Below are 26,558 nucleotides of genomic sequence, written 5' to 3'. Positions count from 1 at the left end.
ACTGTCCTAAGAACGTATCCAGGGAGCGGCCTTGAGCCGTATGTTGGCCACACGGAGGTGGCAATGGCGATTACTGACTGGCCCGCGGCCGAGCGCCCGCGGGAGAAGCTGATCGAGCGCGGCCCGGCCGCATTGTCGGATGCGGAGCTGCTGGCGATCTTCCTGCGCACCGGCGTGGCCGGCAAGAGCGCGGTGGATGTCGCCCGCGACCTGCTCAGCCGTTTCGGCGGTCTGCGGCCTTTATTGCAGGCCGATCAGGCAGGGTTCTGTTCGGCCCCGGGCCTGGGCGCGGCCAAGTACGCCCAGCTCCAGGCCGTGCTGGAGATGGGACGGCGGCACCTGGCCGCGGACCTCGCGCGCGGCGATGCCCTGACCTCGCCCGGGACCACCCGGCAGTTCCTGGTGGCGCGTCTGCGCGACTATCCCTTCGAGGTTTTCGGCGTGCTGTTCCTCGATAACCGCCACCGCGTGATCGCCTTCGAGGAACTCTTTCGCGGCACCATCGACGGTGCCTCCGTGCACCCGCGCGAGGTTGTGCGGCGCGCGCTGCACCACAACGCGGCGGCTGTGATCCTGGCTCATAACCACCCCTCGGGCGTGGCCGAGCCGTCGCGTTCCGACGTCGCCATCACCCGCCGGCTGGCTGACGCCCTGGGGCTGGTGGACATCCGCGTCCTGGATCACGTGATCGTCGCCGACGAGGCCGTCTCCCTGGCCGAACGCGGCGAGCTTTAGGGCGAGCTTTAGGGGGAAGCTGATTCATTCGCGCGTCTGCGTTGCAACGCCGTGAGCTGCCGGCCACTGGTCCGGCACCGAGTGGTCATCGCGAGGAGCCGCAGGCGACGAAGCAATCTGCCGATCATTTCTCCGGGGGCATCCGGATGGCGATTGCTTCGTCGCTTTGCTCCTCGCAATGGAGCTTAGAAGCTGGCGCGCGGCGTTACGACGGCGTGTCCTTGAGAGCCTGTTCCAGCGCCTGCAACAATGCGTCGACCTGTGCCTCGGTGTGAGCGGCGGACAGGGTGATGCGCAGGCGGGACTCGCCTTCCGGGACGGTCGGAGGACGGATCGCGGGGACCAGGAAACCGGCCTTGAGCAGTCGCTCGGCGACGGTGCTGGCGCGCTCCGCCGTGCCCAGGGTGACCGGCTGGATAGGCGTGACCGGTGGCGGGTGTGGCAGACCGAGGTGGTCCAGGCCCTCGCCCAGACGCCGGAGTAGGTGCTGCAGGTGCTCGCGCCGGTCGTGTGCGGACTCGACGATTTGTACCGACACCAGCGTGCCGGCGGCCAGGGCCGCCGGCATCGCGGTGGTGTAGATGTAGGGGCGCGCGGTCTGGATCAGGGTCTCGATCAGCCGTTCGGAGCCGGCGACGAAGGCCCCGGCGGTGCCGAAGCCCTTGCCCAGGGTGCCCATCAGGACCGGTACGTCGTCGCCGCCGAGACCGAAGTACTGGCAACTGCCGCCGCCGGTGTCGCCCAGCACCGACAGGCCGTGGGCGTCGTCGACCATCAGCCAGGCATCGAACTCGCGGGCGAGGGCGGCGAGTTCCGGTAGCGGGGCGATGTCGCCGTCCATGGAGAAAACGCCATCGGTGACGATCATGCGCTGCCCGGTCGCGGGTGCCTTCTCCAGGCGTTCGCGCAGGTGTTCGGGGTCGGCGTGGCGGTAGCGCTGGCTGCGCGCACCGGACAGGCGCACGGCGTCGATCAAGGAGGCGTGGTTCAGGCGGTCCTCGAACACGGTGTCGTGGCGACCCACGAGGGCCTGCACCAGGGCCAGATTGGCCATGTAACCGGTGGAGAAGACCAGCGCGCGTTCGCGCCCGGTGAAGCGCGCCAGCGCCTGTTCCAGTTCCTCGTGGGCGCGGGTATGGCCGTTGATCAGGTGGGCGGCGCCGGCGCCGACGCCGTAGTGGTCCAGCGCCTCGCGGGCGGCGGTTGCCACCGCCGGGTCCGCGGCGAGGCCCAGGTAGTCGTTGGAGCAGAAGGCCACTACGAGGCGGCCGTCGATGACCTGTTCCGGGCGTTGCGGACCGTCAAGCACGCGGGGATGGCGCCAGCGCCCGGTCTCGCGCGCGGCGCTCAGCCGCTGTCCCAGGGCGTGCTCCAGCGAGTCGCTCATGGCCGCAGCCCCGCGCGCAGAAAGAGCGGCCAGTGCACTCGGGCCGGTGCGGTCGCGGTGGGCCACAGCGCCTGCAGGGCGGGGGCCAGCGCCGCCAGGGGGTCCTGGCCGGCGGCACGGGCACGGCGGATCGCCGACCAGGTGCCGAGGTAGCCGAGCAGGGTGTCGCGGTCCCACTGGCGCTCGATGCGAAACGTCGGGGTCTCGATCTCGGGCCACGGAAATGGCAGGTCGCGGTAGTGGCTGCGGATGTGGCTGCGTTCTTCCGGCCACCAGGGCGCCAGGGTGGTGTCGTGGAAGTCGGTCAGCAAGCGGTCCAGCGCCGGGTCCTCGGCGCGCAGTACGCCGTAACCCCAGATCGCCAGCAATCCTCCCGGGCGCAGTACGCGGGCGACCTCGTCGTGAAACTCGGGGTGGCGGAACCAGTGCGCGGCCTGGGCCACGCAGGCGAGGTCGACAGAGCCATCGGCCAGCGCACACGCCTCGGCGGCGCAAGCGACGAGCTGGATTCCGGGTGTCGGCTCCAGCGCGGCCAGAAGGGCCGGGGCGGCGTCCGTGGCAACGACCTGCGGGAAGTACGGCAACAGGCCCCGTGAGGCCTGGCCGTTGCCGCTGGCACAGTCCCAGGCGCACGCATGTCGCGGCGTATGTGCGGCCAGCCAGTCAAACAGCTCGGCGGGGTAGTCGGGGCGGTGGCGGGCGTAGTCGGTCGCCACCGCCGAGAAATGATCGGGGAAGGCGCCCGCCACTGGCCGGTCGGCTCAGGCCGACGCGGAGGCCGGTTGACCCGGTTCCGCGGGGGCTTCCGGACCGGTCTCCGGGTGCAGGCCCAAACGCTCGAACAGCGCCAGGTCGTGGTTCTCGCCGGGGTTCGGCGTGGTCAGCAGGGTGTCGCCGTAGAACAGCGAGTTGGCGCCGGCCAGGAAGCAAAGGGCCTGCATCTCGTCGGACATCTCGGTGCGTCCGGCGGACAGGCGCACGTAGGAGGCCGGCATCAGGATGCGGGCGACCGCGATGGTGCGCACGAACTCCAGCGGGTCCAGATGTTCGATGCCGTGCAGCGGTGTGCCCTCGACCTGGATCAGCTGGTTGATCGGCACCGACTCCGGGTGTTTTGGCAGGTTCGCCATTTGCTGCAGAAGGCGCGCGCGATCGCGGCGCGACTCGCCCATGCCGAGGATGCCGCCGCAGCAGACGTTCATCCCGGCGTCGCGCACGTGCTCCAGGGTCTCCAGCCGGTCCTGGTAGGTGCGGGTGGAGATGATGTGGCCGTAGAACTCCGGCGAGGTGTCGAGGTTGTGGTTGTAGTAGTCCAGCCCCGCCTCGGACAGGCGCTTGGCCTGCTCGGCCTTCAGCATGCCGAGGGTCATGCAGGTCTCGAGGCCCTCGTCCTTGACCGCGCGGACCATCTCGATCACGCGCTCCAGGTTCTTGTCGGTGGGGTTGCGCCAGGCCGCCCCCATGCAGAAGCGGGTCGCGCCCTGGGCGCGGGCGTTGCGGGCCGCCTCCAGCACCTCGTCCAGTGGCAGCAGGCGTTCGCGCTCGATCTCGACCTCGTGGTGCGCGCTTTGCGGGCAGTAGGCGCAGTCTTCGGGGCAGGCCCCGGTCTTGATCGACAGCAGCGTGCTCACCTGGACCGCGTTCGGGTCGAAGTGCTCGCGGTGGACGGTCTGCGCGCGGAAGATCAGGTCATTCAGTGGCAGGTCGAGCAGGGCCTCGACCTCGTCGGTGTTCCAGTCGTGGCGGGGCGTGCTCATAGATGATGTTCCTTGTCGGCTTCGGCGGGGATCTCGACGTCCGTCCAGGGCTCGCGATAGATATTGAACAGGGCGTAGATCGTCCACGGCAGCAGGATGGCCGCGGCGATCGCCCAGTAGGCGCGGTAGTAGTTCAGATCCGGCGGAAAGAAGGTGGCGACCCCGATCAGCAGGCCCATCAGGGCGTAGTAGCGATAGGCGGCCCACTGCGTGAAGTGGCCGACGCGCGGATCGGGATGGTGCTTGTTCAGGGCGTAGACCAGCATGGAGCCGCCGAACCACAGCACCAGCGGAACGATGCCCATGATCGCGGCGATGATGAAACCGACTCCGACGCCTTCGCTGCTCACCAGGAACAGCGGGATGCCGGCAATCGACACGCTGATCAGGTTGCCGATATCGAACATCGACGCGGCGCGCCGCGAGCTGCGCCCGGAGACGGTCCTGGTGGCCATGGTCTACCCTGCATGCAAAAAGCAGAGCATACCATTATGCCCCTGACCCCTTCACCGCAACCGGGCCCCGCACCCGCAGGGGCCACCCGCTGGCGGGACCGGGCCGCCGCCTGCGCCGAGTGGCTTGGGGAGGCCCTCTATCCGTCGCAATGCGGCCTGTGTCTGGCGCCCGGGCCAGCCGTCTGCGCGGGTTGCCAAGGGGATCTCCCGCCACTGGATCACCCGTGTCCGACCTGTGCGCTGCCCCTGCCGGAGGCCGGGGTCTGCCCGACCTGTATCCGCCAGCCCCCGGCCCTGGATGCGCTGCATGCCGGGTGGGCCTATGCCTGGCCCCTGGACCAGTTGATCCTGGCCTACAAGCATGGCGCCAGTACGCGGGCGGAACGCGTTCTGGCGGTGCTGGCGCAGGAGGTGGCGGAACGTCGGTTGAACCCGGGCCCGGACAGGCACCGCGCCGATCTCGTGATCCCGGTGCCGTTGCACGGCGGGCGCCTGCGCGAGCGCGGCTTCAATCAGGCGGATGTCCTGGCCCGGCGTGTGGCGGCGGTGCGGGGTGTGGCGCTGGACAACCGGGGTTTGCGCCGCGAGCGTGCGACGGACTCGCAGCAGGCGCTGGGGCGCAAGGCGCGTCGCCGCAACGTGAAGGGCGCCTTCGCGTGGCACGGGCCGGACCTCGACGGACGGCATGTCCTGGTGGTGGACGATGTGGCGACGACCGGAGCCACGTTGTCGGCGCTGGCCGGGGTGCTGCGGCAGGCGGGTGCCGCGCGAGTGGAGGGGCTGGTCCTGGCGCGAGCGTGAGCGGCGAGCCGGGGTCATGCCCCCAGATGGTGGTCCGCGATCATCGCCAGCAGGACGACGGCGCCCAGGTAGTGGTTGTTCTTGAAGGCGCGCAGGCAATCGGCCGGTTCGCGCTCGAAGATCAGGAACTGCTGGTAGAACATCAGCATCGCGACGAGCACCAGACCAGCGGTGTAATACCCCCCGAACCCGGCGTGCTGGCCGACAAGATAGAGCCCGAACCAGACCAGTACCTGCAGGCCCCCGGTGATCAGGCGGTCCAGTTCGCCGAAGGCGATGGCCGTGGATTTCACGCCGATCTTCAGGTCGTCCTCGCGATCCACCATGCCGTAGAAGGTGTCGTAGACCACCGTCCACGCCAGCACGGTTACGAACAGCAGCCAGGCCACCTCGGGCGGGTGCTCGCCGGTGACCGCGGTGAACGCCATGGGTACGGCCCAGGCAAAGGCGGCCCCCAGGTGTACCTGCGGAAAGTGGTGGAAGCGCTTGGAAAACGGATAGGTGGCGGCCAGCGCCACGGCCACCAGGGAATACAGGATGGTCAGGACATTGGTGAACAGCACCAGGACAAAGGCGACCACGCTGAGTGCCACGAAGGTACCCAGCGCCTCGCGCGGGGTGATGGTGCCCAGCGCCAGGGGACGGTCGCGCGTGCGCGCCACGTGGGCGTCGAAGTCGCGATCGGCGTAGTCGTTGATTGCGCAGCCGGCCGAGCGCATCAGGACCACGCCGGCGGCAAAGATGAAGATCAGGTAGGCTGGCGGCCAGCCTTCGGCCGCCACCCACAGGGCCCAGAAGGTGGGCCACAGCAGCAGGTAGATGCCCACCGGGCGATCCAGCCGGATCAGGCGGGCGAGTTCCCACAGGCGTTCGTGCTCGGTCATGGCGGCTTAGGGAGACACTGATTGGATTGCACGCTCGCGCTCGAGTCGCTTTTGTGTGCGAACAAGGCGCGGCGACTGCCGTGCAGTCACTCTGCACAAGGGAGCCGCAACGCTGCGCGCGCGCCCGTTGTTATCAAAAACGGGCGGCCGAGCCCCTGCTTTGAATGGCTTGTGGGGTTGCTGCCCCCTGTTCCCCGATCCGGCGTTGCGGCCCTTGCCGGTAGAACCACTACCGGCTGCGCACCGCGCCTTGTCTCGCGCCTTGCACATCAGGAACAGGGGGGGTACCAACGCGAGCGTGCAATCCAATCAGTGTCTCCCTAACTTACCGGCCTTGTGGACGGTAGGGCCCGGGGGTGTCCCGCGCTACAGGTGCGCCTCCAGCCATCCGTCCAGGTCGGCGGGTTCCACCTCGCCACGATGGGTATCGAGGATGGTGCCGTCGCGGCTGATCAGTACGGTGTAGGGCAGGGCGCCGATGCGGTTGCCGTATTCGCGGCCCACGGCAACGGCCTCGTCCTGCCCGATCAGGACCGGGAATTCGATGCCGAAGTCGTCCACGAAATGCTGGGTTGCCGTCTGTTCGTCCACGGCCACCGCCACGATGGTGAAGCCGCCGTCCCGGTGGGCCTCGTACGTGTCCTGGAACAGCGGCATCTCCTTCTTGCAGGGCGGGCACCAGGTGGCCCAGAAGTTCAGCACGATCAGGTCGCCGTCCCACTCGCTGAGCTGGCGTTCGTCCCCCGCGAGATCGGGCAGGGCGAAGTCGATGCGCTGACTCCCCGAGGCCTCTTCGCTCGCGACCTCGGGCGCCGCGTTGGCCGAGGCGCCATCCGTGTCCATCTCCGGCTCCGGGTCGCCACAGGCGGCCAGCAGGAAGGCGCCGGCGGTGGCGAGCGCCAGCCCTGCGAGTACGTGCGTACGATGCTTCATGGTGTCACCCCGATGGCGCTTTCCACATGCGCCAGGAAACGGTCGGCATTCAGGTAGCCGACGTTGCGGTAGTTGCGCAGTTCGTTGCCGTCGGAGTCCCAGAAGATCATGGCTGGCGGCCCGAAGAGGTTGAACTCGCGCATCAGGTCACGATGCTCGGAGGTGTTGTCGGTGACGTCGGCCTTCAGCAGGTGGACATCGGCCATCGCCTGGATCACGCGCCGATCCTGGAAGGTGGTCCGGTCCAGGCGCACGCAGTCCACGCACCAGTCGGCGTAGAAGTCCAGGAATACCGTCTGGTTGTTGTTCTGGGCCTGTTCGAGCTCGCGTTCCAGGTCGTCGAGGCTGTCGATGTAGGTGAACTGCATCTCCGTCGGTCCGGCCTGCTCGCCGGTCGTGGTGACGGCCGGCTGGTTCAGCGTGGCCAGTGGGCGGAAGATGTCCTTGCCACCGGTGGCCGCGCCCAGCATCAGCAGCACGCCGTAGATCAGGAGCACCACACCCAGGCCCTTCCACAGGGTGTGCCAGCCGGAGGTGCCCTCCGGAAGGGTCTTCAGCGCCCCCATGTAGACGGCGGTGACGATCAGCAGGATGGCCCACAGGAACATCGCGATCTCGCCCGGGATCACCCGTTCGAGCAGCCAGATGCCGATGGCCAGCAGGCCGACCCCGAAGGCCGCCTTGATGGTGTCCATCCACGGGCCGGCCTTCGGCAGGAGGCGCCCGGCCGAGGTGCCGATGGCCAGCAGCGGTGCGCCCATGCCCATGCTCAGCGCGAACAGGGCAATGCCGCCCAGCACCGCGTCGCCGGTATGGCTGATGTAGAGCAGGGCACCGATCAGCGGCGCGGTCACGCAGGGGCCGACGATCAGGGCGGAGAGGAAGCCCATGATCCCGGCGCCGACGTAGGTGCCGCCTTCCTGACGGTTGCTGATCTGCGACAGCTTGCTCTGAACGCCGGCCGGCATCTGCAGCTCGTAGAAGCCGAACATCGACATCGCCAGTGCGATGAAGATGGCCACGAAGGTGCCGATGATCCAGGGGTTCTGGAACGCCGCCTGCAGGTTGGCGCCGGCCAGGCCCGCGAACACCCCGGCAATGGTGTAGGTCAGCGCCATTGCCAGCACGAACACCAGCGAGATCAGGAACGCCTTGCGCGTGGTCAGGTTCTTCTGCCCGATGATGATGTTCGACAGGATCGGGATCATCGGGAACACGCAGGGGGTGAAGGTCAGCAGCAGCCCGAAGCCGAAGAACGCCAGGGCGACCAGCCAGATCTGGCCGTCCGCCAGCTGGGCCGCGATACGGTCCTGCTGGGTGACGGGTGCCGCCGCGTCGTCATCATCCTCGCGGGCCTCGTCGCCGGTGTCCGGCAGCGCATCGCTGTCGGCCTCGGCGGCCAGTTCGGAGGCGAAGGTGACCGAGACCTCCTGGGTGAGCGGCGGGTAGCACACGCCGGCGTCGGCGCAGCCCTGGTAGTCGATCGCCAGGGTGATGTCGGCGACGTCATCCGCGTCGCGCAGCACCGGGACGAGGATTTCCACCTCGTCGCGGAACACCTGGCTCTCGCCGAAGAACTCGTCCTCCTGCAGCTCGCCGTCCGGCGGGTTGACCGGGCCCAGTTCGATGCCGTCGCCTTCCGCGATGCGCACATCCAGTTGTTCGCGGTAGAGGTAGTAACCCTCGGCGATGTCGAAACGCAGGATCACCGCGTTCTGGCTGATGGCCTCCAGCGAGGCGGCGAAGGCCTTTTCCGGCTCCAGCAGGTCGTCGACGGCGCCGAGATCGCCGGAGAGCTGGCCCAGGTCGCCCAGCGCACTGCGTTCCTCTTCGGGTTCGTCTCGGGGCTCTTCGTCCACGGCGGCTTCGCCGTTGCCGCCCGGCAGGCCGGGCAGTTCGATGGAGACGGTCTGGAAGTGCGGCGGGTAGCACACACCCAGGTCCGCGCAGCCCTGCGAACGAGCGGTAAGTTCGATGGTGGTGCTCTCGGCCGCCACGATCGGCAACTCGACCTGAACCTGACCACGATAGGTCTCGACGCGCCCGAAGAACTCGTCCTCCTTGACCTCGCCATCCGGGATTTCGGCCTCGCCGAGCTCCAGCCCGTCACTCTCCGGGGTGAACTCGAACTGCTCGCGGTACATGTAGTACTCGTCCGCGATGTCCCAGGTCAGCCGCACGGTATCGGCGTCGATCGCCTCGGCGCTCAGGCTGAAGGCGTCATCCGGGTCCAGCAGGTCGTCCTCGAAGACGGCCTGGGCCAGGGCAGGCAGCAGCATCAGGGCGAGGAGCAGACTCGCCAGCCAGGTGCGCGGGTTCAGGAGGTGCATTGTGTTATCCAGTCCAGGTAGTCGGGCAGCCCGTGCTCGATCGGCAGGGCGATGATCTCGGGCGTCTCGTAGGGATGTTGGTCCGCCAGCCGCGCCTGGAGTTCGTCCAGTCGGGCCGGCGAGGTCTTGATCAGTAGAGTGACTTCCGCGTCGGTCTCGATATTCCCTTTCCACATGTAGACCGAGCGTCCGGGCGGCAGGATATGCACACAGGCCGCCAGGCCCTGTTCCACCAGGGCGCCGGCAAGGGAATCGGCCGCGGACGGGTCATCCAGGGTAGTGATGACCAGCCAGGCACGGGCGCTGGTTGGAGTGTTGGCGGTGTTCATGGGTCAGGAGTCCCGTTCGATCCGTGCAGTCTGGCCCGGCCGCAATGGCAGGTCGTCCGCCGGAGAGAATTCGACCTCGACGCGGTAGCCGCGATCGGGTTCTTCGCCCGTCGGCTCCCAGCCGACGCTCGCGATGGTGCCGGACAGGCGCTGGTCGCCGACTACGACCGTGACCGCTTCCCCGGGTTCCAGGGTCGCGGCCGTGTCCGCCGGCACGGTGGCCGTAGCGCGCATGGGGTCGGTGGTACCGAGGATCGCGAGCACGGGTGGCACCAGGGCCGGATTCACGTACTGGCCGGTGTTGGCCTCGACGCGTACCAGGCGTCCGCTGGCCGGGGCCCGGATGGTGGCGTCCTCGAGATCGGCGCGGATACGGTCGCGCTGGGCGCGGGCTTCCGCCAGGCGCGCGGCAATCGTGGCGTATTCGATGCGGGCCAGTTCCAGCTCGCGGGCGGCGATCAGGGTCTGGTCGTACAGGTCCTCGGCCTTGTTGCGCTCGCGCTCGGCCTCGTCCAGTTCCATCTGCAGGCGTTCCAGTGTTGCACGGGCGGCCCGCAGGTCGGCATCGGTACGGCGGGTGTCCAGCCGGAACAGGACGGCATCGGCCTCGACCTGTTCCCCGGCACGTGCCTCGATCGCCTCGATCCGACCGGCGATCGGGGCCGTGATGCGGTAGCGCTCGCCCCAGTCGAGCTGGGCCGCGAAGCCGTCCTCGGCCAGGGCGGGGGCCGGGGCAACGGCCAGCAGGGCCAGCAGGCCGGCAGCGGTCAGCAGGGATGGGCTTGTGAATGCGCGGGGCATGGGCAGGTCTCCCGTCCGGTTGCCGGTGGGCCGGCGGCTCAAGGGTTCTCGTGGGTGGTGCGGAACGGGCTCAGCTCGTCACGCCCGCTCAGCAGGGCCAGGCGCTCGTAGGCCAGGGCCAGTTGGAATTCGGTACTCGCATTGAAATGCGCCGCGGCGCTTTGCTGGACCATCGAGTCGCCCAGGTCGGCCTGGTCCTCGATGTCGTAGAGGTAGCGCGCACGGTCGATGTAGAGCTCGCGATAATCCATGCGCCAGGCAGCCTCGTCGCGCTGGGTTTGCAGGGCGCGGATCTCGTCGTGCAACTCGCGCAGGCGGTTGCGTGCCTCAATGCGCGCCTGGCCCAGTTCGGCCTCGGCGCGGTGGCGGGCGGCCACGGCCTGGCCGATCCGACTGTCGTGGCGGCGGCCTTCGTACAGCGGGATCTCCAGGACCAGGCCCGCGGCGAACGGATTGCGATCGCCGCCGCCCAGGTCACGGTGCCACCAGCCGGACTCGGCCTCGGCGTACAGGCGCGGGCGGCGCTGGGTACGGGAGGCCGCCACCTCGCGGCTGGCAGCCTCGACCTGGCGGCGCTCGGCCAGCAGGCGCGGGCTGGTGTTGTCCAGCTCGCCCAGCAGCGCGTCGAGATCGGGCAGTTCGGGCAGATCCAGCGGCAGCATGGGGGCGAGGACGGTGCGCACGCGCCGATCCGGGCGGTTCAGGGCCTCGGCGAGGGCGGCCCGGGTCCGTGCCTGGTTCTGCAGGGCGCGGGTGCGCTGTACGCGCAGGTTCTGGTACTCGGATTCGAGGCGAAAGACCTCGATGTCCGATACCTGGCCGCGCTGGTTGCGTTCCTCGGCGCGTTCCTTGGAGACGTAGGCAGCGGCCATCGCCTCGGTATCGCGGGCAAAGGCCAGGTCGGCCAGCAGCACGTCGAAGTAGCGTTCGAGGACATGGATGCGGTGACGGGCGTGGGCCAGTTCTTCCCGCTGCCGGGCGGCGTCCAAGCGCTGCTCGCTGGCGGATTCGCGGGCATGCGACTGGCCGAAGTCGCTCAGGAGCTTGCGCGCGACGATGGCGGCGCGGGAGTCGTTGCGGCTGCGGTCCTCGATCTGGTCGTTGGGCTCGATCCAGCGGGCCTCGAGTCGGGCGTTCACGGTGACGTCCCGTTCGGCGCGGGTCGCCTCAAGCGCGGCGCGGGCCTGTTCACGCTCGGCGCGTGCCTGGCGCACTCGCGGGTGCAGGGCGTCGACCCGGTCCAGCGCGTCGTCCACCCGCATCGGGTTGGGTAGTGGCCCGGCATCGGCCGCGCCACCGCCGTCCTGTGCGGTGGCCGGTCCGGCCAGGGGCCAGGCAAGCAGGCCGGCCAGCAGGAGGCGGGCTACAGGGCTGCGACGGCGGGTGCCGGGCGAGCGGGGGTGCATCGGCGACATCAGGCGTCGATCCTCGGGGCGTGGAAGATGAAGGTGTCAGCGGCCGTCTTGCTCGCGCTTGAAGCGCGTGAAATTCTGATCCTTGTAATGTCCCTCGGCGACGAACTCGCCCAGCTGCAGGAATTCGCGGGCATCGCGGGTGGCGCCGGTGAAGCGCGCGATGGGCTCGCCTTCCAGGTTGAAGAACTGGAATACCGGGGTCGCGCGCACCCGGTAGTCGCGGGTGGCCCAGTCCATCTGGGTCTTGGCCTCGCCCTCGAAGGTCACGATCTCGATCGCACCCTCGACATCCACGCTGAACACCAGGAAGTGCTCGCTGAAGTACTCCTGGACCTCGGGCTGGTTCAGCACCTGGTTCTTCATGCGGTGACAGAACGGGCAGTCGGCCATCTCGAAGAAGATCAGGATGCCCTTCTTGCCGGCGGCGCGCGCCTCTTCCAGTTCCTCGGGGAATTCCCCGAAGGTCGGGTCAAAGAAATGGTGCTCCGGATCGCGCGGGTCCTCCACGGCGGCAGTCGCCAGGGCCGGGACGAGAAGGGCCAGCAGGGCCAGCATCAGGATCGGATTACGCAGCATGGTGGTTCACTCTCCGGAATATCTCGATAGCCGTATGCACCAATGACGTGCAGAAGACTGGCTGAATTCCCTTGGCCATGCAAGGAAAAGGGGCGAGCGGCATGGCGGGGTGCGCCACCCCTGATGAATGGAGTATCCGTGGCGCATCCGGGTTCCAATCGACAGCACCCGGGGGGCATGTTCCAATGAAGGGGCTTGGTTTCCGGAACTCCACCTGATGCGCAACCCCTTCTTTCCCCTGTTTGTCTTTCTCGGCCTGATTCTGCTCGAGATCTTCGGCTTCGCCTGGGTGGGCGATGCCGTGGGCGCCCTGATGACGGTGGTGCTGGTGATCGTCACGGCGGCGGCCGGGCTGCTGCTGTTCCGGCTGCAGGGGTTTTACCACTGGCGCCGTTTGCAGCAAAGCCTGGCGCGCGGCGAGGTCCCGGCTCGGGGCCTGGTCGAAGGCTGGCTGTTGATGGCGGCCGCCGTCTTGCTGTTACTGCCGGGGTTCTTTACCGATGCCGCCGGATTCGTGCTGCTGATCCCGCCACTGCGGCGCTGGGCAGCGGACGGCATCCTGCGCCGTGGCATGGTCCGCGCGCGGACCGCCGGCCCCGGCGGCGCGCAGGGCAGCGATACCATCGAGGGCGAGTTTCGCCGCCATGACGACGGCAGCGAGACGCCCGACGAGCGGCTCGACCACGACGACCGTCGCTGATCCCCCCCCCCCATCTCGCCGGATTTGTAACGCGTGCCCTTGACTCGCCTTTGTCTGCCCCTATTATTAGCACTCGTCAGGGGCGGGTGCTAACAGGGCCCCCGTCCGACACCCCAACTTTCCTGTTGCAGACACTTTATAAGGAGTTCGCACCATGAACCTGCGGCCTTTGCACGATCGAGTCATCGTGAAGCGTATGGAAGAAGAACGCACCACCCCCGGCGGCATCGTGATCCCGGATTCCGCGGCCGAAAAGCCGATCCGTGGCGAAGTGATTGCGGTGGGCAACGGCAAGATCCTGGAGAACGGCGAGGTCCGCGCGCTGGACGTGAAGGCCGGCGACAAGGTCCTGTTCGGCAAGTACTCCGGCACCGAGGTCAAGGTCGATGGCGACGAAGTCCTCGTGATGCGCGAAGACGACATCATGGCCGTCGTCGAGGGCTGAGGCCCCGAACCGCGTCCGTCCAACACGAATTTTCAGGAGTAAACGAATCATGAGCGCTAAAGAAGTACGCTTTGGTACCGACGCCCGTACCCGCATGGCGAAGGGTGTGAACACGCTGGCCAACGCCGTGAAGGTCACCCTCGGCCCCAAGGGCCGCAACGTGGTCCTGGACAAGGCCTTTGGGGCCCCGACCGTGACCAAGGACGGTGTGTCCGTGGCCAAGGAAATCGAGCTGGAAGACAAGTTCGAGAACATGGGTGCCCAGCTGGTCAAGGAAGTCTCCTCGCAGACCTCCGACGCCGCCGGTGACGGCACGACCACCGCGACCGTGCTAGCCCAGTCGATCGTCCGCGAGGGCATGAAGGCGGTCACCGCCGGCATGAACCCGATGGACCTCAAGCGCGGCATCGACAAGGCCGTGAAGGCTGCCACCGAAGAGCTGAAGAAGCTGTCCAAGCCGTGCACCGAGCACAAGGCGATCGCCCAGGTGGGCTCGATCTCCGCGAACTCCGACACCGCGATTGGCGAAATCATCGCCGACGCGATGGACAAGGTTGGCAAGGAAGGCGTGATCACCGTCGAGGAAGGCTCCTCGCTGGACAACGAACTGGATGTCGTGGAAGGCATGCAGTTCGATCGCGGCTACCTGTCGCCCTACTTCATCAACAACCAGCAGAGCATGAGTGCCGAGCTGGATGATGCCTACATCCTGCTGGTCGACAAGAAGATCTCCAACATCCGCGAACTGCTGCCGGTGCTGGAAGGTGTGGCCCAGAACAGCAAGCCGCTGCTGATTATCGCCGAGGATATCGAGGGCGAAGCCCTGGCGACCCTGGTGGTGAACTCCATGCGCGGTATCGTGAAGGTCGCCGCCGTGAAGGCCCCGGGCTTTGGCGACCGTCGCAAGGCCATGCTGCAGGATATCGCCGTGCTGACCGGTGGCCAGGTGATCTCGGAAGAGGTCGGCCTGTCGCTGGAGAAGGCCTCGGTGGAGGACCTGGGTCGCGCCAAGAAGGTGCAGGTGACCAAGGAAAACACCACGATCATCGACGGCATGGGGTCCAACAAGGACATCAAGGGCCGCGTCGACCAGATCCGCGCGCAGATCGAGGAAGCCACCTCCGACTACGACAAGGAAAAGCTGCAGGAACGCGTGGCCAAGCTGGCCGGCGGTGTAGCCGTCATCAAGGTCGGTGCCGCGACCGAGGTCGAGATGAAGGAGAAGAAGGCCCGCGTGGAGGACGCCCTGCACGCCACGCGTGCGGCAGTGGAAGAAGGCGTGGTGCCCGGTGGTGGCGTGGCCCTGCTGCGTGCCTGCGCCGCGATCACCAAGCTCAAGGGCGACAACGACGAGCAGACCGCCGGCATCAACATCTGCCGTCGCGCGATGGAAGAGCCGCTGCGCCAGATCGTCTACAACTCCGGTGACGAGCCGTCCGTGGTCCTGAACCAGGTTCTGGAAGGCAAGGGCAACTACGGCTACAACGCCGCCTCGGGCGACTTTGGCGACATGATCGACATGGGCATCCTGGATCCGACCAAGGTGACCCGTTCCGCGTTGCAGAACGCCGCATCGGTCGCGGCCCTCCTGATCACCACCGAAGCCATGATCGCCGACATCCCGAAGAAGGATGACGGTGGCGGCGCCGGTGGCGACGACATGGGCGGCATGGGTGGCATGGGCGGTATGGGTGGCATGGGCGGCATGATGTAAGCCGCTCGTTCACCCGTACATCGCCGATGTACCCCGGGACCCCGCTTCGGCGGGGTCTTTTTGTCTGACCCGGAAGGTGCCCGAAGGACCACCTCGCCCGATTGCCCGAAGGTGCCGATTCCGGAACCCTTGGAATGACTGTGTGTCCTTTGGTGTACAACTTGCCGCGAGTCGCGTGTGCGATTCGCAGCCCGGTTGTTGCAAGACTGAAACAACTCATCCGAAAGTCACTGGAAATACGGACACATTTCGGAATGTGACGACGTTGTGATGTCGACACAAATTTTGCGCCCGGACACGTGCAAAACCCGAACGTGTGTGCCACTATCAAGGTACTGTAGAGGGCTTGGCGCAAGGAGCTCGCTGCTTTGGATGACGGTCACCGCGCGAACAGTCCCAAGCGCACGGTGTACCCGGGTCCGACGTCGATTGTTTTTACAAGGAGGCTATGCAATGAATCATAAGCTGGTTAAGAATCTTCTGGCCGCGTCCGTGGCCTCGCTGGTGCTGGGCGCCGCCGGTCAGGTTGTCGCGCAGGAACCGCCGGCCGCGAACGTGACCGACCGCAGCGGCAAGGTCGTGGTCGATCGCTCCGGCGAGTGCGTGCGCACCCGCTCCTGGGCCCCGGAAAACGTGAAGTTCGAACACTGCGCGGGCTACATCCAGGAAACCGCCGAGGCCCCCGCGCCCGAGCCCGCAGCTGCGCCGGAGCCGGAACCGGAGCCGGAATTCACCACCACCACGCTGAGCGCCCAGGCCCTGTTCGATTTCGACAGCGCCGACCTGCGCTCCGAGGGTCGTTCCGCCCTGCGTGACCTGGCCCGCAGCCTGACCGCCGACGACGCCGAGTACAGCTCCGTGCTGGTCGAAGGTCACACCTGCACCATTGGCCCGGCCGACTATAACCAGGGCCTGTCCGAGCGTCGTGCCCAGGCTGTTGCGGACTTCCTCGCCAGCGAAGGCGTGCGCGAGAGCGACATCCGCACCGTCGGCTACGGCGAAGATCGCCCGACCGCCGACAACTCCACCCAGGAAGGTCGCGAGGCCAACCGTCGCGTGGAAGTGACCTCCGACGTGCGCAAGCGCGTCGACTAAGAGTCGCTCGCAATACGCCGGGCGCCGGTTCGCCGGCGGCTCGGTGCAAGGGCCCCGCTTTGGCGGGGCCTTTTTTTGGACATTCTCCCGCCAGGCCAGCGACGACCCTCTTGGGCACGCGGCGGGGGGGGGCAGGGGCGAGGCAGGATGCCCTTCAGCCTGCGTTAATCTTGCGCACCTAGACTGGTTCCAAACCTTTGGAAAGGCCGACATCATGACGATCCATCAAATCCCGAAACGCAATCCGGTCACGGCACTGCTGGGGAGCGCCATCGTTCTGGCCGGGCTGTTGTTGACGACCAGCGCGGCGGCCGGCGGCTTGGAGCGCGCCACGGACCTGCGGGCCCTGGCCGGCAATGGCGATGGCCAGCCGACCGTGATCATGTTCGCATCCAGCAGCTGCCCATACTGCGACCGGGCGGAACAGCGCCATCTGGGGCCGATGGCCGGGGATCCGGCGTTCGCGGGCGTGAACATCCGCAAGGTGATGCTGGACCGGGAAGATGTGCGCGATTTTGATGGCGACACCATGCCGGGCAGCATCCTGGGCCGGAACTACGGCGTGCGGGTGGTGCCGACCATCATGGCCTTCGACGCCGATGGCGAGCCGGTAGGCCGTCCGCTGGTCGGCATCCCTAACGAAGAGCTCTACCGCAGCCAGATTCGCGTCCGCATCGAGGCGGCGCGCAACGGCGCCCGGGATCCTTCAAGCTAGTCGGGCCAGGCTCCGGCGGCCGCCAGGAACACGGCGGCACCTGACGTTCGGTTGGGCGGGGCAACGTTGAGCCACGCGGGTAGTGAAGGCCGGCCCAATCGCTACCGCCACGTTGCTTGGCTCCTCGTGTTGACGGCCTGTGGGCCGCGCTCCCGTCCCCGGGCGATCCGCTTCAAGCTGGCGTTATTCGGGCGTCAATCACTCTCGGCGCGAGGTCCCGGCGCCTCCGTGAGCGCCGTGCCTTCCCTGTTGCAACCGAACCGCGTTTTTCTTCGTGCCTTCGTGCGCTTCGCGGTGAAAAAAACCTTCGATCCTCAATCCGAAGCCCTCTTGCCTTCGCACCGAGCGCTCTAGCGCTCGATGCGGTAGATCAGGTCGACCGACTGTTCCGTGGTGCCGGAGGCGGTCTCCACGCTCAGGTTGCGCGTCAGTTCGTAGCGCAGCAGGACCTTCGAGGTGTTGTCGAACAGCCCGATGGAGTAGCGCAGCAGGAGTCTTGGCGAGAGGTACAGGCCCAGCGTCAGCGCGCTCTCGTCCAGCCCGCCCTCGGTATCCAGTTCCACCTCGTCCAGCCCCAGTTCACGGCCGATGCGTTCCGTGATCACCGCGCCCTGTTCCAGGCCGTAGGCCGCGGCCGCGGCGGCGATCATGTTGCCGTCGGACTGCGAGGCGCCGGACAGCGGGCGTCCGGTCAGCAGGTAGGACATCGCCTCGGTCTCGTCCATCGCCGGGTCCGAAATCACCCGCGAACGCAGGTTGTCTGGCGTACCGCGGATCTCCAGGCCAACCGTCACGTTGTACTCGCGCACCGTGCGCACCGCACGCAGGTCCAGCTCCGGATTCTCCGCCGGCCCCTGGAAGACCAGGCTGCCGCGCTCTACCCGCAGGTCCTGGCCGTAGTCGCTGTACTGACCCTCGGGAATGGTGATCTCGCCGAACAGCTGGGTCGGTTGCCCGGTGATTTCCTCGACATCCACCTCGCCGGCAAAGCGCGCGGTCAGGCCGAAGCCGTCGAAGCGTACGTCATCGCCAAGCCGGATCCGGATGCGGATGTCGGTCTTGAGCCCCTGTGCCTCCTGAATCTCCTCGCCGAGAATGATCTCGTCGCCGGAGACCCGGATGGCGCCCGGCGGTAGCTCCGGGGGCCGGATACGCGCCCAGGGCAGAAAGACCTCGCCGCGCACCCGGATACCGTCGTCGGGGGTGAAGTCCAGTTGCAGGTCCGGGGTAATACGGGCCTCGGCATCCACCCGGTTGACCACCAGGAAATCCTCGCCGACCAGGTTCAGTTCGGCACGAAGGCCGTCCTCGCCAAGATCCACACGGCCATCGAGGTCGATGCCGCCGGCTCCGGATTCCAGGCGCCCGGCCAGGGCAAGCTGCTCGGCCGAGACCACGCGGGCCGTGATCTCCGGAATGGCGACATCGATGCCCGCCTCCGGGATCAGGACGCCGCCCTCGCGAAAGGCCACCTCGCCCTCCACCAGCGGTGCGTCAAGGCGCCCGCCGAAATCCAGGCGGGCATCGAGCGAGCCTCGCAGGCGCTGGACCTCCGGGGTCAGGGCGGCCAGCCAGGCCAGGTCATCGAGGCGGGCGACAAGGTCGCCGTCGATCCGCAGGTCGTCTCCGTCCGGGCGCAGGCGGATATCGCTGCGGGCCGTCCCGCCGTCCAGGAAGTCGAGGCGCAGGGCCGCATCGATCTCGCGATCGCGGATCTGCGCGGTCAGGCGCGCGTCGCGGTAGGGTATCTCCTCCAGGTCCCCGTCCTCGTCGCGGACGACCAGATGGCCGTCCGTCGGCGTCACGGCCAGGTCGGCTTCCAGGATGCCGTCCGCGTCCACGCGGCCGCTGGCCTCGGCATTCAGGTCGCCGGCGATGGCCAGTTCCGGTGGCAGGAAGGGTCCCACCCAGGCCAGGTCGAAGGCCCGGATCGAGGCGTCGAATTCGGCCCCCGCGGCCGCGCTCCAGCGTGCCTCGGCACACACCCTGCCGTCCTCGCGTGCCAGGCACAGTCGCTCCAGCCGCGCCTGTTCGGGCCCGCCCTCCAGATCGACCGGCTGGGCCAGGCGCCAGGGCCCGGCCGCAGGCTGATCCAGTTCCAGGCGTGCGAGTTGCCCCCGCCAGTGCAGGGTCTCGGCGTCCAGGGCACCCTGCAGGGTCAGCTCCACTGAACCCAGGTTGGCCGCATCCGCCGACAGGCTCACGCGGTGCTCGTCGACGCGACCGGAGGCGTCCAGCCTCAGCGATTCCACCCGGGTGCCGTCGCCCAGTTCGAGGCCGCTCAGACGCAGGTCGATCTCGGCGGGCGCGGCAACCTCGAGGCCGGCGTCGGCATCCAGTTCCAGCCGGTCCAGGGCGATCTCCGCAAGGTGCAGACCGGAACCGCTTCCGCGCGCCACCACGCGCGGACGTTCGGGGTCGCCCGTGATGTGGGCCCCCAGCTCCAGTCGGCCTCCCAGGTCGGGCCAGGCCCGGTCCAGTTCCGGGGCGTCCAGCTGCAGCTCGAAGTCGAGGCTGTCGGTCCACTCGCCGCGGGCGGTCAAGGTGTTGCGGCCCAGCGCAAGGTCCAGGCGATCCAGCCGCAGGTGCTGACCCTCCAGCGCGATTTCTGCCTGGCCGGAGACCGGCTGGTCGCGCAGGGTGCCCTCCAGGCGTTGCAGCCGGGCCTGAAGGCGGGGCGTGCCGTCTTCGTCCAGGTGTCCCGCGCTGGTCAGGGCCAGCGCGAGCTGGCCGGGGGCCTCGGCGACCACCAGCGACGGATCCAGCCCGTCGCCTTCCAGTGCGAGGTCCCAGCGCAGGCCCTCGGACCAGTCGAGATCCCCATTCAGGGCGAGCCGGGCACCTGTGTCGGTGGCGAGTTGCAGCCGCTCGATCTCGCCACCCGTCTCGGTCAGCGCGATCAGTGCATCGCCGGTGAGGTCGATCCCGCGCAGTCGGGCGCGCACTGGGTCCAGGCCAAGCTGCGCGCTCAGGGCGCCGCTGGCGGGGGCGTAGTTGCCGTCCAGCACGAGTCGCAGTTGCTCGATCTGCCCGTCCAGCTCCGAGTGCAGGCGCGCCAAATCCGGGGCCTTCAGATCCAGCCCGAGGTCGAAGACGAGGCGGTGATCGGGGTCGCTCAGGTCGCCCGCGAGGCCGGTGGCCGAAGCGTTCAGGTCCAGCTGCGCGGTATCGCGGATTGTCAGGTGCGTGTCCTCGATCCGCGCCTGACCGTCGACCAGCCAGGCGTTCAGGCTGCCGGTGATGGGTTCCCCCTCGTAGTGCCCGGTCAGCTCGTCAAGGGTGACGCTCGCGTCCAGGGCCGCCAGAGGCGGGGTGTCGGTTCCCAGCGGCAGGGTGCCCTGCAACCGTCCCTTCAGGCGTTCGACCCCGGCATCGAACTCCACACCCATTCCGGCGGGGGTCAGGTCCTCGGCCTCCAGGGTGAGGTCCCAGTCCAGGGTGTCGACAAAGCGAATGGGCCCGGCGAGCGTGACCCGCCCGGCCTCGGAATCGATCTCCAGGGCTTCGATCTCCAGCGATTCGAGGTCCCCGTGCGCCCGGGTGTTCAGCGCCAGGCGGGGCCAGGGCGTCAGGGTGGCCGCGGTCTGCAGATTCAGCGCCCAGTCCTCCGGAGTCCCCTGCAGGTCGAGGCGGCCGGCTTCCAGGTCGATGTCCTGTCCCGGGTCGAGGTGGTAGGTGAAGGGTTGCCACTGCGCCGTCAGTTCCAGCTCCGGCGTGGCGAACAACTCGCGGGCGCTGGCCTGCAGGTTCAGCTGGATCCCGGCGTTCAGGTCATGCTCCACCTGTACGCGATCTCGCAGCGCCCCGGTCACCGACAGCTCGCCGTGCGCCAGGTCGGTGCCCAGACCCTCGGCAGCGGCCGCGGGCAGGGGCGCCTGCCATTGTCCGCGCAGCCGAAGCGCATAGTCACCGTGGGTCTCGATCTCGCCGGTCAGGCGGGCCTGGATCTCCGGCATGTCCAGCTCCAGCGCCTGCAACTCGATCCGGGAACCGCGGGCCCGGGCGCTGGCCGTCAGGTGGCTGATCGAGGCCAGCGGCTCGCCGGCCTGCCGGATCTCCAGGTCTTCGACCCGCAGTTGGCCGAGGCGGACTGCCAGCGGCAGACGAACCGATTCGGGCAGGCTGAAGGGTTCCTCGGCAGGAGGCGCATCCGCGTCGGGCGCGGGGAGGTCGACATGCATCCCCTTGGCGGTCAGCAACCGAACATTCAGCTCCCCGCGCAGCAGGCTCCGGGCGCTGACCCCGATGCGGCCGGCCGGCAGGTCGATGACCGGGCCGTCGGGCAGCGCCAGATGCAGCCCGTGCAGTCGCAACTCGGTGAACAGCGTCCCCTCGACGCGGTCGATCTGCAGCTCGACCGGGGCCAGGCGCTCGGCCTGCCCGGCCAGCCAGCGAGTACCGGATTCGGTGGCCAGCAGCCCCGCCAGGGTGCCCAGCAGGATGATCACCAGGGTGAGGACGGTGGACAGTCCCCACAGTGTCGCGCGCACCAGTGGCTTCAAAGGTCCGGCCCCATGGAGAAGTGGATGCGGAAGTCGTCGTCCGAATCCGGGCCGTGGGCCAGGTCCACCCGGATCGGGCCGACCGGGGAGCGCCAGCGTACGCCGACGCCGACGCCGTAGACCGGGTCGAACTCGTCCCACTCGTTGACCACGTTGCCGGCGTCGACGAAGGCGGCGGCACTCCAGTTCCCGACGACCGGGTAGTCGTATTCGAGGCTGCCCACTACCTTGTGGCGCCCGCCGATCACGTCGCCGTCCTCGTTGCGCGGCCCGACCCGCTGGTAGCCGTAGCCGCGAATGCTGGCATCGCCGCCAGCGTAGAAGCGCAGGGAGCTGGGCAGGTCCTGCACCGCGTCAACATCGGTGAAGCCGGCATCGGCGCGGGCCAGTACCCGGCCGGGGCCGATGCCGCGAACCAGCTTGCCGCTGGCCAGAATCTGGGCGAACGAAGCACTGGACAGGATCTCTTCGCGTGCGCCCTGCACGGTGGCCTCGAAGCGGTAGCCCCGGCGCGGGGTCATCGGGTCGTCCGCGTCCATGCGGCTGATGCGGTAGGACGGAATCAGCAACCGGCTGCGGCCGCTGTCGTCCTCGCCGGCGGTGTAGTCCTCGTATTCGTAGCGCAGCCCCTCGGTGGACTGCCAGCCGCTGCGGCGCTGCAGGATACGGTTGGCCCCGACCTGGAAGCGGTCGGATTCCTGGGTGTCGGTCTCTTCCGTGCGATAGGTGGTGAACAAGTTCAGGCGTTCACGCAGCGGGTCGCGCAGCGGGATCTCGTAGTTGTAGCCGATCCCGGAACGCACGGGTGACGCCTCGATCTCGGCCTGGTAGCGATGGCCGATCCGGTTGGCGTAGCGATGCTCGTAGCGCAGCCGGATACGCGGGCCGATATCGGTGGAGTAGCCGATGCCGGCCTCGTAGCTATGGCGCTTGCGCGGCTCCAGTTCGACCAGGATCGGGACTCGCCGGTCCTCCGCCGCGTCGCGTTGCGGGCGTACACGCACGCCGCCAAAGTAGCCGCTGTCGTTCAGGTTGCGCTGCAGCGCGATGATCTGCGCCGAGCTGTACGGGTCGCCCGCCTCGAACGGCACCATGCGCTGTACGAAGCCGTCGGACAGGATGTCCTGGTCAATGCGGACCGGCCCCACGCGGTAGCGGTCACCGGTATCCATGTGCAGGCGGATGGTGGCGGTGCGGTTGTCGCGATCCACTTCCAGCCGCCGGGTGTGGAGATCGGCGTCGAAGTAGCCGCGATCAGAGGCGATCCGCGTCATGCGGTTGCGCAGCGCCTCGTACCGGTCATGGCGCAGGGTGTCGCCCTCGCCGATCTCGGTCTGGCTGCGCACCGCCTCGAAACCCAGGTCATCGGCCCCCTCGCCGGTGATCTGGATATCCACCTGCTCGATGGTGGTCGGCGGGCCGGGGTCCAGGGTGATGCGGGCGTCCCAGCAGTCCTCGCGGCGTTCGACGTCCAGCTCCAGTTCGGCGTCGTAGAAACCGATCGCGCGCAGGGCGTTGCGGGCGCGTTCCTCGGTGTCGCGCAGCATGCGGCGTTCACGAAATCCCGGCAGGTCGCAGGGGTGGCGAGCCAGGTTGATGCTGTTGCGGATATTACTGCGCTGAGCGTCGGTACCCCCCTCGATTTGCAGGCCCGGGGTCGGGCTATCCTCCGCACCGGCCGCACCCGGGATGCCTGCCAGTGCGACGAGCAGCATCGCAGCCAAGCCCAGCCCGGTGCGGGTTGGGCGGCGGACAACAGGGGCGCGGGCGTGGGTCATGAAGCGATGATAGCGGTTGCGGAAAGGGGTGCATGTTGACATCGGAGCGCGCGAAATCACGCGAGTTCCCGCTGGGCCTGCACCAACGACCCTGGCGGGCTGCGGAGCGCGCGCGGTTCAGGAGGCCGGGCAGTCGACCCCGCTGCCGCGCGAGAACACCACCAGGTGGGTGAAATCGAGGCGCAGGCGCACGTGTTCGCCGATCACGAAGTTGTCGTGGCTGGGGGCCATGCACAACACACTCAGCCCGTCGGGCAGGCGCAGGGTGTAGAGGAAATCCGCGCCGCGGAAGGCCTTGTCCAGGACCTCGGTGCGGATCGTGCCGGCCTCGTTGTCGATGGCGATGTCATCCGGGCGTACGAGGACGTCCACCGCCGTGCCGGGTGGCAGCTGTTCCGACAGCGTGCCCTCGATCTGACCGAAGGCGGTATCCACCACGTGCTCGGCGCAGACCATGCCGGGGATCAGCGTGCCCTCGCCGACGAAGTCCGCGACGAAACGATCCGCCGGACGGTGGTAGAGGTTGTAGGCGGTATCCCACTGGGCCACGCGGCCCTGGTGGATCACCGCGATGCGATCGGCGAAGGCGAAGGCCTCGTGCTGATCGTGGGTGACCAGGATAGCGGTGGTGTTCTCCGCGCGCAGGATGCGCCGCACCTCGCGGGCGAGCTCGCCCCGCAGCTCGACGTCCATGCTGGAGAAGGGTTCGTCGAGAAGCAGCAGCTTGGGCCGCGGCGCCAGCGCCCGGGCCAGCGCGATGCGCTGCTGCTGGCCGCCGGAAAGGGCATGCGGAAAGGATTCGCCGTAGCCGGACAGGCCCACCAGCTTGAGCAGCGAGCGGATGCGCTCGTCGCGCTCCTTGTGACCCCTGTGGCGGATGCCGAAGGCGATGTTGGCGGCCACACTGAGATGCGGGAACAGGGCGAAATCCTGGAACACCATGCCGACCCCGCGCTTCTCCGGCGGTACCGTTCCGCGGGCATCGCTGACGCTGCGCCCGTCGAGCTGGATACTCCCGGCCATCAGCGGTTCGAAGCCGGCGATCGCGCGCAACAAGGTGGTCTTGCCACACCCGGAGGGTCCCAGCAGGCAGCCGATCTGACCCTTGGACAGGGCCAGTGATACCTGATGGACCACGGCGGTGCCGTCATAGCCGATATCCACGTGGTCGAGGGCGACAAGCGGCGTGTGGGGCACCTGCAGGGTGGTGTCGATGGGCTGGGTCATGGCGTATTCGTCGTGCCTGCGGGCATGGCGAGGGGTTTCTGCGGCGGTTCTTCGTCCGCCGCGCGGGTCGGGCCCTGCTGGCCGGGGCGTGAGCGGCCGATGGTCACGGACAGCAGGATAACGGGAACCAGGCCGACCAGCACGATCGCCAGGGCGGCGCTGGAGGATTCGGCCAGGCGTTCGTCGCTGGCCAGCTCGAAGGCGCGCACCGCGAGGGTGTTGAAGTCGAACGGGCGCAGGATCAGCGTGGCCGGCAGCTCCTTGAGTACGTCGACGAACACCAGCAGCAGAGCGGTCAGCAGGGTGCCGCGCATGATCGGCAGGTGCACCCGCGTGAGGGTCTGCAGCGGGCGCATGCCGAGCGAACGGGCGGCGTCGTCCATGCTCGGCTGGATCTTGCCCAGCCCTGCCTCGACCGTCTGCAGCGAGACCGCGAGGAAGCGCACGGTATAGGCGAACAGCAGGGCGAACACCGTGCCGGACAGCAGCAAGCCGGTGGACAGCCCGAAGGCGTCGCGCATGAAGCCGTCCAGGGCGTTGTCGAAGGCGGCAAACGGGATCATCACGCCGATCGCGATTACGATACCCGGCACCGCGTAGCCCATGCCGGCCACGCGCACTGCCACCCCAGTAAAGCGCCCGCCCTCCATGCGCCGGGCATAGGCAAGGACCAGCGCCAGGGCGACCGCGATCACGGCCGCGGCGATGGCCAGCCAGAAGCTGTTGAAGACCAGCCGTCCAAAGGCCGGATTCATCCACTGTTCGGTGGTCTGCACGGTCCACAGACCAAGCTGGAACGCCGGCAGGAGAAAACCCAGCAGGACCGGCAGCAGGCAGCCGACAAAGGCTGCGGCGGCCTTCCAGCCCCGCAGCTGATAGCGCGGCAGGGTGGAGTAGCGCCGGCTGGTGTGATGAAACCGCGCCCTGGCGCGTGACCAGCGTTCCAGCACGATCAGCACGAACACGAAGGTCAGCAGCACCGCCGAGAGCTGGGCGGCGGCCGCAGGGTCGCCCAGGGCGTACCAGGTGCGGAAGATGCCAGTGGTGAACGTGCTCACGCCGAAGTAGGCGACTGTGCCGTAGTCCGCCAGTACCTCCATCAGCGCCAGGGTCAGCCCGGCGATGATAGCCGGGCGGGCGAGGGGCAGGGCGACCCGGCGAAAGCCGCCGAACGGGCCGGCGCCCAGGGTGCGGGAGACCTCCAGCACGCAGACCGACTGCTCCAGGAAGGCCGCCCGGCTGAGCAGGTAGACATACGGGTACAGCACCAGTGTCAGCATGACCATGGCGCCGCCAAGCGAGCGGATCTCGGGAAACCAGTACTCGCCGTAGCCCAGGCCGGTGAGGTCGCGGATCAGGCCCTGCACCGGGCCGCTGAAATCCAGCATGCCGGTGTAGGTGTAGGCGATGATGTAGGCCGGCATGGCCAGTGGCAGCATCAGCGCCCACTGGAAGACTCCGCGGCCGGGGAAGTCGCAGACACTTACCAGCCAGGCCACCGGCACCCCGATCAGCAGCACGCCGATCCCGACACCGATCAGCAGCGCCAGGGAGTTCAGCACGTAGTCGGCGAGGACCGTCTCGCGCAGATGGGTCCAGACCTCGCCGGCGGGGATAAAGACGTGTCCGAAGATGACCAGGATCGGCAGGGCGAGGGTCAGTGCCACGACGATCGCGACCGCCGACCACGGGCTGAACGGCGGGCGCCGGCGCGCCGAGAGGCTCGCGGTCATGGCGGGGCTTGTCGTCTGAGCGGTCATGGAGTGCGAATAGTAAAGGTTCTTGTTTCGAATACCACTATGGCCGCCTTGCGACTGGCGGATTGCCGTGGTGCTGCGTGACGTGGCTGTGGCCGGGTTGTTTCGGTTGAACTACGGAGGGCACGGAGGGCACGGATGTAGGATGTGTTGAGCGCAGCGAAACGCATCGGGCCTGCCCCCCCCCCCGCCGCCACGATGATGCGTTTCGCCGCGCTCAAC

The 26,558-nt window shown here is 68.0% G+C and carries 22 protein-coding genes; 7 read left to right on the top strand and 15 right to left on the bottom strand.

Annotation, left to right across the window (positions count from 1 at the left end; all coding sequences use genetic code 11):
* Positions 1-63: 63 nt before the first annotated feature.
* Positions 64-735, top strand: coding sequence for a DNA repair protein RadC (gene radC, locus F817_RS0110245; protein WP_024327565.1), 672 nt, complete (start codon positions 64-66; stop codon positions 733-735).
* 205 nt (positions 736-940) lie between these two features.
* Here the strand turns inward: radC and bioF are convergent, their stop codons facing one another.
* From bioF to F817_RS0110225, 4 genes are read right to left on the bottom strand one after another with little or no spacing between them, the layout of a single operon-like run.
* Complete coding sequence (gene bioF / locus F817_RS0110240; RefSeq protein WP_024327564.1) at positions 941-2,122, bottom strand: 8-amino-7-oxononanoate synthase; 1,182 nt, start codon at positions 2,120-2,122, stop codon at positions 941-943.
* Positions 2,119-2,871 carry a class I SAM-dependent methyltransferase gene (locus F817_RS0110235; RefSeq protein ID WP_024327563.1) on the bottom strand — a complete coding sequence of 251 codons (753 nt, stop codon included), beginning with the start codon at positions 2,869-2,871 and terminating at the stop codon, positions 2,119-2,121. The genes bioF and F817_RS0110235 overlap by 4 nt, the downstream gene beginning before the upstream one ends.
* A 12-nt stretch (positions 2,872-2,883) precedes the next feature.
* Positions 2,884-3,879 (bottom strand): biotin synthase BioB, encoded by a 996-nt coding sequence (gene bioB, locus F817_RS0110230; protein ID WP_024327562.1) that lies wholly within the window; start codon positions 3,877-3,879, stop codon positions 2,884-2,886.
* Positions 3,876-4,334 carry a hypothetical protein gene (locus tag F817_RS0110225; protein WP_024327561.1) on the bottom strand — a complete coding sequence of 153 codons (459 nt, stop codon included), beginning with the start codon at positions 4,332-4,334 and terminating at the stop codon, positions 3,876-3,878. The genes bioB and F817_RS0110225 overlap by 4 nt, the downstream gene beginning before the upstream one ends.
* Before the next feature lie 240 nt (positions 4,335-4,574).
* On the opposite strand from F817_RS0110225, the gene F817_RS0110220 reads away from it, so the two are divergent.
* Entirely contained in the window at positions 4,575-5,135 is a 561-nt protein-coding gene (locus tag F817_RS0110220; protein ID WP_042799154.1) for a ComF family protein, read from the top strand.
* A gap of 14 nt (positions 5,136-5,149) precedes the next feature.
* Here the strand turns inward: F817_RS0110220 and ubiA are convergent, their stop codons facing one another.
* From ubiA to F817_RS0110185, 7 genes are all read right to left on the bottom strand, one after another.
* Positions 5,150-6,019, bottom strand: a complete 870-nt coding sequence (gene ubiA / locus F817_RS0110215) for a 4-hydroxybenzoate octaprenyltransferase (protein ID WP_024327559.1) — start codon at positions 6,017-6,019, stop codon at positions 5,150-5,152.
* Between the two features lie 366 nt (positions 6,020-6,385).
* Positions 6,386-6,952 carry a TlpA disulfide reductase family protein gene (locus F817_RS0110210; protein ID WP_024327558.1) on the bottom strand — a complete coding sequence of 189 codons (567 nt, stop codon included), beginning with the start codon at positions 6,950-6,952 and terminating at the stop codon, positions 6,386-6,388.
* Entirely contained in the window at positions 6,949-9,282 is a 2,334-nt protein-coding gene (dsbD, locus tag F817_RS0110205; protein ID WP_024327557.1) for a protein-disulfide reductase DsbD, read from the bottom strand. Before dsbD ends, F817_RS0110210 begins: the two co-directional genes overlap by 4 nt.
* A complete protein-coding gene (gene cutA, locus F817_RS0110200; RefSeq protein ID WP_024327556.1) occupies positions 9,270-9,611 on the bottom strand; it encodes a divalent-cation tolerance protein CutA in 342 nt (113 codons plus the stop codon). Before cutA ends, dsbD begins: the two co-directional genes overlap by 13 nt.
* A 3-nt stretch (positions 9,612-9,614) precedes the next feature.
* On the bottom strand, positions 9,615-10,412 hold the full coding sequence (locus F817_RS0110195; RefSeq protein WP_024327555.1) for an efflux RND transporter periplasmic adaptor subunit: 798 nt from the start codon (positions 10,410-10,412) through the stop codon (positions 9,615-9,617).
* Between the two features lie 38 nt (positions 10,413-10,450).
* Positions 10,451-11,827 carry a TolC family protein gene (locus tag F817_RS0110190; protein ID WP_024327554.1) on the bottom strand — a complete coding sequence of 459 codons (1,377 nt, stop codon included), beginning with the start codon at positions 11,825-11,827 and terminating at the stop codon, positions 10,451-10,453.
* A 36-nt stretch (positions 11,828-11,863) separates the two neighbouring features.
* A complete protein-coding gene (locus F817_RS0110185; RefSeq protein WP_024327553.1) occupies positions 11,864-12,403 on the bottom strand; it encodes a thioredoxin family protein in 540 nt (179 codons plus the stop codon).
* Positions 12,404-12,620: 217 nt separating this feature from the next.
* Here F817_RS0110185 and F817_RS0110180 point away from each other — a divergent pair, with 217 nt between their 5' ends.
* The 5 genes from F817_RS0110180 to F817_RS0110160 all read left to right on the top strand — a co-directional run bounded on the left by F817_RS0110180 (position 12,621) and on the right by F817_RS0110160 (position 17,072).
* Positions 12,621-13,103, top strand: coding sequence for an FxsA family protein (locus F817_RS0110180; RefSeq protein WP_024327552.1), 483 nt, complete (start codon positions 12,621-12,623; stop codon positions 13,101-13,103).
* A 154-nt stretch (positions 13,104-13,257) separates the two neighbouring features.
* Entirely contained in the window at positions 13,258-13,548 is a 291-nt protein-coding gene (groES, locus tag F817_RS0110175; protein WP_024327551.1) for a co-chaperone GroES, read from the top strand.
* A gap of 49 nt (positions 13,549-13,597) precedes the next feature.
* Positions 13,598-15,262: a chaperonin GroEL gene (gene groL / locus F817_RS0110170; protein WP_024327550.1), complete on the top strand. Its 1,665-nt coding sequence runs from the start codon at positions 13,598-13,600 to the stop codon at positions 15,260-15,262.
* A 453-nt stretch (positions 15,263-15,715) separates the two neighbouring features.
* Positions 15,716-16,357 carry an OmpA family protein gene (locus F817_RS0110165; protein ID WP_024327549.1) on the top strand — a complete coding sequence of 214 codons (642 nt, stop codon included), beginning with the start codon at positions 15,716-15,718 and terminating at the stop codon, positions 16,355-16,357.
* Between the two features lie 214 nt (positions 16,358-16,571).
* Positions 16,572-17,072 (top strand): thioredoxin fold domain-containing protein, encoded by a 501-nt coding sequence (locus F817_RS0110160; protein ID WP_024327548.1) that lies wholly within the window; start codon positions 16,572-16,574, stop codon positions 17,070-17,072.
* A 350-nt stretch (positions 17,073-17,422) separates the two neighbouring features.
* Here F817_RS0110160 and F817_RS0110155 read toward each other — a convergent pair whose 3' ends face one another.
* From F817_RS0110155 to F817_RS0110140, 4 genes are all read right to left on the bottom strand, one after another.
* Complete coding sequence (locus tag F817_RS0110155; protein WP_024327547.1) at positions 17,423-21,562, bottom strand: translocation/assembly module TamB domain-containing protein; 4,140 nt, start codon at positions 21,560-21,562, stop codon at positions 17,423-17,425.
* An 8-nt stretch (positions 21,563-21,570) separates the two neighbouring features.
* Entirely contained in the window at positions 21,571-23,394 is a 1,824-nt protein-coding gene (locus F817_RS0110150; protein WP_029681093.1) for an autotransporter assembly complex family protein, read from the bottom strand.
* A gap of 75 nt (positions 23,395-23,469) precedes the next feature.
* Complete coding sequence (locus F817_RS0110145; RefSeq protein ID WP_024327545.1) at positions 23,470-24,579, bottom strand: ABC transporter ATP-binding protein; 1,110 nt, start codon at positions 24,577-24,579, stop codon at positions 23,470-23,472.
* Positions 24,576-26,339, bottom strand: a complete 1,764-nt coding sequence (locus F817_RS0110140) for an iron ABC transporter permease (RefSeq protein WP_029681092.1) — start codon at positions 26,337-26,339, stop codon at positions 24,576-24,578. The genes F817_RS0110145 and F817_RS0110140 overlap by 4 nt, the downstream gene beginning before the upstream one ends.
* Between the last annotated feature and the right edge of the window lie 219 nt (positions 26,340-26,558).

The sequence above is a fragment of the Thioalkalivibrio sp. AKL19 genome (genome assembly GCF_000420165.1).
Classification (GTDB): Bacteria; Pseudomonadota; Gammaproteobacteria; order Ectothiorhodospirales; family Ectothiorhodospiraceae; genus Thioalkalivibrio.
Note: the sequence above shows the minus strand (reverse complement) of the source record. Positions and strands in the feature narration are given on the sequence as shown.

What these genes read in the sequence shown, in the direction of transcription:
- radC (WP_024327565.1), top strand. Translation starts at nt 64, where the DNA reads ATGGCGATTACTGACTGGCCCGCGGCCGAGCGCCCGCGGGAGAAGCTG.
- bioF (WP_024327564.1), bottom strand. Translation starts at nt 2,122, where the DNA reads ATGAGCGACTCGCTGGAGCACGCCCTGGGACAGCGGCTGAGCGCCGCG.
- bioB (WP_024327562.1), bottom strand. Translation starts at nt 3,879, where the DNA reads ATGAGCACGCCCCGCCACGACTGGAACACCGACGAGGTCGAGGCCCTG.
- F817_RS0110225 (WP_024327561.1), bottom strand. Translation starts at nt 4,334, where the DNA reads ATGGCCACCAGGACCGTCTCCGGGCGCAGCTCGCGGCGCGCCGCGTCG.
- ubiA (WP_024327559.1), bottom strand. Translation starts at nt 6,019, where the DNA reads ATGACCGAGCACGAACGCCTGTGGGAACTCGCCCGCCTGATCCGGCTG.
- F817_RS0110210 (WP_024327558.1), bottom strand. Translation starts at nt 6,952, where the DNA reads ATGAAGCATCGTACGCACGTACTCGCAGGGCTGGCGCTCGCCACCGCC.
- dsbD (WP_024327557.1), bottom strand. Translation starts at nt 9,282, where the DNA reads ATGCACCTCCTGAACCCGCGCACCTGGCTGGCGAGTCTGCTCCTCGCC.
- cutA (WP_024327556.1), bottom strand. Translation starts at nt 9,611, where the DNA reads ATGAACACCGCCAACACTCCAACCAGCGCCCGTGCCTGGCTGGTCATC.
- F817_RS0110195 (WP_024327555.1), bottom strand. Translation starts at nt 10,412, where the DNA reads ATGCCCCGCGCATTCACAAGCCCATCCCTGCTGACCGCTGCCGGCCTG.
- F817_RS0110190 (WP_024327554.1), bottom strand. Translation starts at nt 11,827, where the DNA reads ATGTCGCCGATGCACCCCCGCTCGCCCGGCACCCGCCGTCGCAGCCCT.
- F817_RS0110185 (WP_024327553.1), bottom strand. Translation starts at nt 12,403, where the DNA reads ATGCTGCGTAATCCGATCCTGATGCTGGCCCTGCTGGCCCTTCTCGTC.
- F817_RS0110180 (WP_024327552.1), top strand. Translation starts at nt 12,621, where the DNA reads ATGCGCAACCCCTTCTTTCCCCTGTTTGTCTTTCTCGGCCTGATTCTG.
- groES (WP_024327551.1), top strand. Translation starts at nt 13,258, where the DNA reads ATGAACCTGCGGCCTTTGCACGATCGAGTCATCGTGAAGCGTATGGAA.
- groL (WP_024327550.1), top strand. Translation starts at nt 13,598, where the DNA reads ATGAGCGCTAAAGAAGTACGCTTTGGTACCGACGCCCGTACCCGCATG.
- F817_RS0110165 (WP_024327549.1), top strand. Translation starts at nt 15,716, where the DNA reads ATGAATCATAAGCTGGTTAAGAATCTTCTGGCCGCGTCCGTGGCCTCG.
- F817_RS0110160 (WP_024327548.1), top strand. Translation starts at nt 16,572, where the DNA reads ATGACGATCCATCAAATCCCGAAACGCAATCCGGTCACGGCACTGCTG.
- F817_RS0110150 (WP_029681093.1), bottom strand. Translation starts at nt 23,394, where the DNA reads ATGTCAACATGCACCCCTTTCCGCAACCGCTATCATCGCTTCATGACC.
- F817_RS0110145 (WP_024327545.1), bottom strand. Translation starts at nt 24,579, where the DNA reads ATGACCCAGCCCATCGACACCACCCTGCAGGTGCCCCACACGCCGCTT.
- F817_RS0110140 (WP_029681092.1), bottom strand. Translation starts at nt 26,339, where the DNA reads ATGACCGCTCAGACGACAAGCCCCGCCATGACCGCGAGCCTCTCGGCG.